This is a genomic window from Kitasatospora sp. NPDC036755, assembly GCF_040636595.1.
GTDB lineage: Bacteria > Actinomycetota > Actinomycetes > Streptomycetales > Streptomycetaceae > Kitasatospora.
Map to the genome: position 1 here is coordinate 1 of NZ_JBEZUT010000383.1, position 7,618 is coordinate 7,618.

Below are 7,618 nucleotides of genomic sequence, written 5' to 3' on the forward strand. Positions count from 1 at the left end.
CAGCAGACCCTTCTCCGCGTCGACCGCGTGCACGGTCAGGTTCTGGGTGGTCACACGCTCGTGGCCCATCCGACCGGCCATGCGCAGGCCCTTGGCTGTCCTGCGCCGGCCCCGGGGTGCCGACCGCCTTGCCGTTCGGGACGTCCAGGAAGGCCATCCCGCCGGCCGGGACCATGCCCAGCTCGGCGGCGCGCTTGGCCAGCGCGTCCGGGGCCGAGCTCTGGTCGATCTCGTGCTGGAGGCCCTGCTGCTCGTCGGTCGCCACGGTGGTCTGCTTCTGCAGTCGGGAGAGCTCGAAGGAGCCCTCGTTGAGCGCGGTGTTCAGTGCGAGCAGGCCGAGGAGCCCGGCCGCCAGCAGCACCACGATGAGCACCGCGAACGGTGTGCGCCTCTGTGCCGGACGCCTGCCCGGCCGGACCGTGATCCGCGCCCTGCCCTGCCCGGGGAGTCCTCCCCGCCCCGCCCGGACCTCACCGGCCACCGGCCCCACTGCTTTCCTCCGCCCTTCGGACCCCGCCGGGGCCGGTTCGTCAGCCCCGCTTGCTTCGGTCCCTGATCCTCTCCGCCACCCGCAGCCGTACGGGCGCGGCGCGCCGGTTCTCCTCGATCTCCTCCTCCGTGGCCAGCTCGGCACCGCGAGTGATCAACTTGAGCCAGGGCTGGTGCTCCTCCGGGACGAACGGCAGCCCCGGCGGAGCCGTGCTGGTCGCACCGGCGGCGAAGTACTGCTTGACGAGCCGGTCCTCCAGCGACTGGTAGGACATCACCACGATCCGACCGCCGAGCGCGAGGACGTCCAGCGCCCCGGGGATGGCCCGGTCCAGGACCTCCAGCTCGCCGTTGACCTCGATCCGCAGCGCCTGGAACGTCCGCTTGGCCGGGTTCCCGCCGGTCCGGCGGGTCGCCGCCGGGATGGCGTTGCGCACCAACTCGACCAGACGCGCGCTGTTGGTGAACGGTTCCTTCTCCCGCTCCCGCAGGATCACCGAGGCGATCTTCCCGGCGAACCGCTCCTCGCCGTACACCTTGAGGATCCGGGCCAGCGCGCCGTGGCTGTAGGTGTTCAGCACCTCCGCCGCGCTGATCCCCCGGGTCTGGTCCATCCGCATGTCCAGCGGCGCGTCCTGCGCGTACGCGAAGCCGCGCTCCGCCTCGTCCAGCTGCATCGAGGAGACGCCGAGGTCGAACAGGACGCCGTCCACCCGGTCGATGTCCAGGCGCTCCAGCACCTCGGGGATCTCGTCGTAGACGGCGTGCACCAGGGTCGCCCGGTCGCCGAACGGGGCCAGCCGCTCACCGGACAGCTTCAGCGCCGCCGGGTCGCGGTCCACCGCGACGAGCCGCACCTCCGGGAACTGGGTGAGCAGCGCCTCGCTGTGCCCGCCGAGGCCGAGGGTGGCGTCCACCACGACGGCACCGGGGCGCGAGATCGCCGGGGCCAGCGCGTCCATGCACCGCTGGAGCATCACCGGAACGTGCTTGGGGCCCGGTTCGTTGGTGGTCATGCGCGGTGGCGCCCTTCCTCGGTGCGGAGCAGCCCGACGTCCGGGAGCTGCGACCATTCTCGCCCACCGTGCCCCGGCACGACGAAGCGGCCCGTGGTCCCCGCCCGCTCGAGGGGAAGGTCGTGACCGCCCGGCGCCGGGGAAGGTGCGCCAGGTGGGCACGGAGCGGGAGGAGGCCACGGGCCGCGTCGACCGGGCCGCACCGGCCGGGAAGGCCCCGTTGACGGGCCCCGGCGGGTGTGCTCCACTGCGCGACGAACTCTATCGCGCGGTCCCCGTCAGTCAATGGTCCGCTCCGGCGCACCACCCGGGCGGCGGAATGGATCATCGCAGGTCGCGGCCGTGCGGGCGGACCGGAAGCGGTTCGGATCGGGGGCCTTCGGCGGCTCGCGCGCGCCCCCTGCCCGCCCCCGCGTGCGGGCCGCCGCGGGGGCGGCCGGCGGACCCGCCCGTTGTCGCCATGCTCTCGATAGCGGCGCCCCGTTCTGTAGCTCCCGGCCCCACCGCACGGTCCCGATCGCCACTAACGTCGCCCCCATGACAGTGACACCCGACCGGCCCTCGCCGAACGCCGCTGCCGATCCCGCCAGACCCACCGTCATCGACCGCTTCGTCACGGCCAACCGCACCTACGCGGTGACCTTCCGGGACGGCGGCATGGACGCCCGCCCGGTCCAGCGGATCGCCGTGGTCGCCTGCATGGACGCCCGTCTCGACCTGTTCGCCGCGCTCGGCCTCGAACTCGGCGACGCGCACGTCATCCGCAACGCCGGCGGCGTCGTCACCGACGACACCATCCGGTCCCTGACCATCAGCCAGCGCGCCCTCGGCACCCGCTCGATCGCGCTGATCCACCACACCGGCTGCGGCCTGCTCGGGCTCACCGAGGACTTCCGCCGCGAGCTGGAACTGGAGGTCGGCCAGCGCCCGCAGTGGGCGGTGGAGGCCTTCGTCGACCTGGACGGCGACGTCCGCCAGTCGATGCAGCGCGTCCGCACCTCTCCTTTCCTGCCGCACACCGACGACGTCCGCGGCTTCGTCTTCGACGTCCACACCGGCCTGCTGCGCGAGATCGACTGAGCGCCCCGACCCGACCCTGCCCGGCCGACGCCGTCCGGGCATTCGGGCGACTCCGAATGGTGACTTCTGGCCATCCCGCGGGGGAGAATGCGCCTGCCGGTCGGACCCCGAACCACCTGGGGCGGCCAGGCCGCAGGCCGCCATCCCGGCGCCGGATCCGCCTTCGGAACCGCCCCCGGGACGGCCGCGTCAAGCATGGGGTGGGGTCCGGCCCCGGAACGGGGCGGGCACAGGGTGCCAGGGAGCGTAAACGGGTGACGAGCTACAACGATCAGGCCGGACTCGGCAGTCCCGCGGGGGGCGGGCAGAGGGCGAACGGGTACCAGCAGGTCGAGCTCCCCGAGCTCGCCGCGGTCGTCGACCGCGTCCGCGCCAACGTCGAGAGCGTGATCGAGGGCAAGCCGGAGGCCGTCCGGATCGCCCTGACCGTCCTGCTCGCCGAGGGCCACCTGCTGCTGGAGGACGTGCCCGGCGTCGGCAAGACCATGCTGGCCAAGGCGCTCGCCCGCTCCCTCGACTGCACCGTGCGCCGCATCCAGTTCACGCCCGACCTGCTGCCCTCGGACGTCACCGGCACCAACATCTACGACCAGCAGCGGCACGACTTCGAGTTCCGCCCGGGCGCGATCTTCGCCCAGGTCGTGGTCGGCGACGAGATCAACCGCGCCTCGCCGAAGACCCAGTCGGCGCTGCTGGAGTCCATGGAGGAGCGCCAGGTCACCATCGACGGCACCAGCTACGAGCTGCCCTCGCCGTTCATGGTCGTGGCCACCCAGAACCCGGTCGAGATGGAGGGCACGTACCCGCTGCCGGAGGCCCAGCGCGACCGCTTCATGGCCCGGATCTCGATCGGCTACCCGAGCCCCGAGGCCGAGCTCGCGATGCTGGACGTGCACGGCGGCGCCAGCCCGCTGGAGGACCTCCAGCCGGTCGCGCACGCCTCCGACATCCTCAAGCTGATCGACCTGGTCCGCACCGTGCACATCGCCGACCCGGTCCGCCGCTACGCCGTCGACCTGGTCGGCGCCACCCGCACCAGCCCCGAGCTGCGCCTGGGCGCCTCGCCGCGCGCGACCCTGCACCTGGTCCGGGCCGCCCGCGCCGCCGCCGCGCTGGACGGGCGCGACTACGTCACCCCGGACGACATCCAGCGCCTCGCCGTCCCGGTCCTGGCTCACCGTCTGATGCCGACCGCCGAGACCCAGCTCAGCCGCCGGACCTCCGAGCAGATCGTGGCGGACCTGGTCGCCCGGCTGCCGCTGCCGCGCCCGCAGGGCGGCCCGGCCGTCCGGAGGGGCTGAGGTGGCCCAGTCCGACTCGGCATCGGGGCTGCGGGCGGGGTTCCGCGGCCTCACCACCCGGGGGCGGTCCTTCCTCGCCGCCGGGGTGACCGCGGTGGTCTGCTCCTACCTGCTCGACCAGGACGCGCTGCTGCGCGTCGGGGTCCTGCTCGCCGCGCTGCCGCTGGTCGCCGTGGTGGTGGTCGCCAACACCCGCTACCGGGTGGCCAGCGGACGCCGGCTCAGCCCGCGCCGGGCGGTCGCCGGCCAGGAGGCCCGGGTCCACCTGCGGGTCGACAACGTCTCCCGGGTGCCCACCGGCGTGCTGCTGCTGGAGGACAAGGTCCCGTACGTGCTCGGGCCGCGCCCGCGGTTCGTGCTGGACCGGGTCGAGCCGCGCGGCCACCGCGAGGTCTCCTACCGGGTCCGCTCCGACCTGCGCGGCCGCTACCCGCTCGGGCCGCTCCAGCTGCGGCTGTCCGACCCGTTCGGGATGTGCGAGGTGACCCGCGCCTTCACCGCCTCCGACGTCCTCACCGTCGTCCCGCAGATCCAGGCGCTGCCGTCGGTACGGCTCAGCGGTGAGTGGATCGGCCAGGGCGAGAACCACAGCCGCACCCTGGCGCTGGCCGGCGACGACGACGTGATCCTGCGCGAGTACCGGCCCGGCGACGACCTGCGCCGGGTGCACTGGCGCTCCACCGCCCGGTACGGCGAGCTGATGGTGCGCCGCGAGGAGCAGCCCCAGCAGGCCCGGGCCACCGTCCTGCTGGACACCCGGGAGATCGCCCACCGGGGCAGCGGCCCCGCCTCCTCCTTCGAGTGGGCGGTCGGCTGCGCCGCCTCCGTCTCCGCGCACCTGCTGGAGCGCGGCTACCAGACCCGGATGCTCACCGATACCGGCCAGTCGGTGCCGGGGCCCGGCGCGGGCGCCGGCCACGGCGCCGCCGACACCTCCGGGCTGATCCTGGACGCGCTCGCGGTCGCCGACCTGTCCGACGGCGGCACCCTCTCCCGCGCCGAGGACCTGCTGCGGTCCGGCGGCGAGGGTCTGCTGGTCGCCGTCCTCGCCGAACTGGACGACGCCCAGGCCGCCCGGCTGGGCCGGCTGCGCAGCCGCGCCGGCGGGGCGATCGCCTTCCTGCTGGACACCGGCACCTGGGCCGGCCTGCGGATGCTCGCCCCCGGCACCGGCGGCGACGACTTCCGGGACCGGGTCCGGAAGCTGCGCGAGTCCGGCTGGACGGTGATCCCGGTGCGCGCCGGGGACTCCGTACCGGACCTGTGGCGGGCCGCCGACGGCAGCAGGACGACCGCTCCCGAACGAGAAGAGGCCGGCGCGTGACCACCCGGGCCAAACTGACCGTGTACTCGGCGCTGGCCACCGCCCTCGCCGCGCTGTGCATGATGCCGCTGCTGACCACCCGCAGCTGGCTGACCCACGCCGTCCTGGTGGTCGCCGTGATCGCCGTGGTCGGCGCGGGCCTGCGCCGCTCCCCGCTGTACCGCTGGACGGTGCCGCTCGGGCAGCTGCTGGCGCTGCTCCTTCTGCTGCTGCTCGGCTTCGCCGGCGCCGGCGGGGTGCTGCCCGGGCCGGCCACGATGCGGGTGCTGGAGCAGGTCTTCTCGTCCGGTCTGGACGACATACAGCAGTACGCCATCCCCGCTCCGCCCACCGCCGGGCTGCGGCTGATCCTGGTCTCGGCGATCGGTCTGATCGCCGTCGCGGTGGACACCGTCGCGGTGACGTACCGGCGCTCGGCGCTGGCCGGGCTGCCGCTGCTGGCGCTGTACTCGGTCGGCAACGGCCTGGCCGGGGAGCACGGCAGCTGGGTCTGGTTCGCCGTCGCCGCGGCCGGCTACCTGCTGCTGCTGTTCGCCGAGGGCCAGGACCGGGTCTCCCGCTGGGGCCGGGTGTTCTACGGCGGCGCGCGCGGCTCCGTGGAGTCCGGCCGGGTCAGCCCGGGCGGGCGGCAGGTCGGCGTGCTGGCCCTGGCGGTCGCGCTGCTGCTGCCGGTGGTCCTGCCGCACTGGAGCTCCGGCCTGCTGGGCTCCGGCTCCGGCGGATCGGGCGGCAAGAGCGCCGGTGGGAGCCTGTCGACCAGACTCGACCCGCTGGTCAGCCTGGAGGCCGCGGTCACCAAGCCGACCGACGCGGAGCTGCTCAGGTACAGCCTGGACAGCCCGCTGGCCGACCAGATCTACCTGCGGACCGGCTCGCTCGACCAGTTCGACGGCACCAACTGGAAACTCGGCAGCACCACGGTCAACGACCTCCCGGTGACCTTTCCCACCCCGGAGGGCCTGCGCAACGCCCAGCTCTCCCGGATCGAGGGCGACTTCACGATCAGCGACAAGCTGGAGGGGAGCTGGCTGCCGATGCCCTACCCGGCCGCCGCCGTCCAGGTCCCCAACCGCGGCGACTGGAAGCTCGACCCGCTGACCCGCACCGTCCTGCCGGCCAACGACAAGGCGATCCGAGGCCTGCAGTACCACGTCAGCGCCCTGGACGTGCAGCCCACCGCCACCGAGCTGCGGCTCGCGGCCACCGCGCCGTCCGACGTCAGGGAGCACTACACGGCCCTCCCGGCCGACCTGCCGGCCCAGGTCGCCGAGCAGGCCAGGAGCGTCACCGCGGGCGCGCAGAACGACTACGACCGGGCGACGGCACTGGTCAACTGGTTCACCGGACCGAACTTCACGTACGACACCTCGGTCAACGGCGGCACCGGCAGCAACGCCATCACCGTGTTCCTGCGCGACCGCCGGGGCTTCTGCGTGCACTTCGCCTCCACCATGGCGGCGATGGCCCGGACGCTGAAGATCCCGGCCCGGGTGGCCGTGGGCTTCACCCCCGGCGACAGCAAGGGCGGCGACGTCTACTCGGTGACCGGCCGGATGTACCACGCCTGGCCCGAGCTGTACTTCTCGGGCTACGGCTGGATGCGCTTCGAGCCGACCCCGAGCCGCGGCGTCCCGGCCCGCTACACCGAGGCGTCCACCACCCCGACCACCGCGCCGACCCAGCACGCGACCGCCGCCCCGCAGACCGCCTCGGCCGCCCCCGCGCCGAGCTCCAGCTCGGACTGCACCGTGAAGCAGCGCCAACTGGGCGAGTGCGGTGCCAAGGACAAGGCCGTCGCCAAGGCCTCCGAGGAGTCCTGGCTGCTCTCCGGCCAGGTGCTCGGCACCCTGGCCGCGGTGCTCGCGCTGATCGCACTGCTGCTCGTCCCGATGCTCTGGCGCACCGCCGTGCGCCGTCGCCGGCTGGGCGGCGGCGGGCGGCGCGGGCCCGGCGGCAGCGGGCCGACGGAGCTGACCGACGCCCAGGTGCTGGCCGCCTGGGACGAGCTGATCGACTCCGCCTGGGACCTCGGAATTCCCCCGGACGAGTCACGCACTCCGCGTTCGACGGCCCGTCGGATCACCGAGGAGGCGCAGTTGGACGCGGACTCGGCGGCGGCCACCGGCCGACTGGCGCTGGCCACCGAGCGGGTGCTCTACGCCCCGCCCGGGCAGCACCTCACCGAGCCGCTGGCCACCGACGTCCGTGCCGTCCGGCGCGGCCTGCGGGCGAACGCCGGACGGGCCGGGCGGACCAGGGCGCTGCTGCTGCCGCCGTCCTCGGCGCAGCTGTGGTGGCGGATCTCCGACGGCGCGGGAGAGGTGGTGACCGGTGTGGCCAACGTGTGTTCGAGTCTGGTCAACTTCGTTTTCCCGTAGTGCCCTTGTGGGGTGTGATCGTCGGCAATC

The 7,618-nt window shown here is 74.0% G+C and carries 5 protein-coding genes and 2 pseudogenes; 4 read left to right on the top strand and 3 right to left on the bottom strand.

What is annotated here, in order from left to right; all coding sequences use genetic code 11:
- From rplC to rsmH, 3 genes and pseudogenes are all read right to left on the bottom strand, one after another.
- Positions 1 to 93, bottom strand: a pseudogene (gene rplC / locus AB0E96_RS35735) (50S ribosomal protein L3); the annotation flags it as partial.
- A 34-nt stretch (positions 94 to 127) separates the two neighbouring features.
- Positions 128 to 424, bottom strand: a pseudogene (locus tag AB0E96_RS35740) (cell division protein FtsL); the annotation flags it as partial.
- Between the two features lie 106 nt (positions 425 to 530).
- Positions 531 to 1,505, bottom strand: a complete 975-nt coding sequence (gene rsmH / locus AB0E96_RS35745; protein WP_359830080.1) for a 16S rRNA (cytosine(1402)-N(4))-methyltransferase RsmH — start codon at positions 1,503 to 1,505, stop codon at positions 531 to 533.
- Between the two features lie 537 nt (positions 1,506 to 2,042).
- On the opposite strand from rsmH, the gene AB0E96_RS35750 reads away from it, so the two are divergent.
- The 4 genes from AB0E96_RS35750 (at position 2,043) to AB0E96_RS35765 (ending at position 7,588) form a co-directional block, all read left to right on the top strand.
- On the top strand, positions 2,043 to 2,585 hold the full coding sequence (locus AB0E96_RS35750; RefSeq protein ID WP_359830082.1) for a carbonic anhydrase: 543 nt from the start codon (positions 2,043 to 2,045) through the stop codon (positions 2,583 to 2,585).
- A 386-nt stretch (positions 2,586 to 2,971) separates the two neighbouring features.
- Positions 2,972 to 3,886 carry a MoxR family ATPase gene (locus AB0E96_RS35755; RefSeq protein ID WP_359830087.1) on the top strand — a complete coding sequence of 305 codons (915 nt, stop codon included), beginning with the start codon at positions 2,972 to 2,974 and terminating at the stop codon, positions 3,884 to 3,886.
- A 1-nt stretch (position 3,887) separates the two neighbouring features.
- Entirely contained in the window at positions 3,888 to 5,210 is a 1,323-nt protein-coding gene (locus AB0E96_RS35760) for a DUF58 domain-containing protein (protein ID WP_359830084.1), read from the top strand.
- Positions 5,207 to 7,588 carry a DUF3488 and transglutaminase-like domain-containing protein gene (locus tag AB0E96_RS35765; RefSeq protein WP_359830085.1) on the top strand — a complete coding sequence of 794 codons (2,382 nt, stop codon included), beginning with the start codon at positions 5,207 to 5,209 and terminating at the stop codon, positions 7,586 to 7,588. Before AB0E96_RS35760 ends, AB0E96_RS35765 begins: the two co-directional genes overlap by 4 nt.
- Positions 7,589 to 7,618 lie beyond the last annotated feature (30 nt).

What these genes read in the sequence shown, in the direction of transcription:
- rsmH (WP_359830080.1), bottom strand. Translation starts at nt 1,505, where the DNA reads ATGACCACCAACGAACCGGGCCCCAAGCACGTTCCGGTGATGCTCCAG.
- AB0E96_RS35750 (WP_359830082.1), top strand. Translation starts at nt 2,043, where the DNA reads ATGACAGTGACACCCGACCGGCCCTCGCCGAACGCCGCTGCCGATCCC.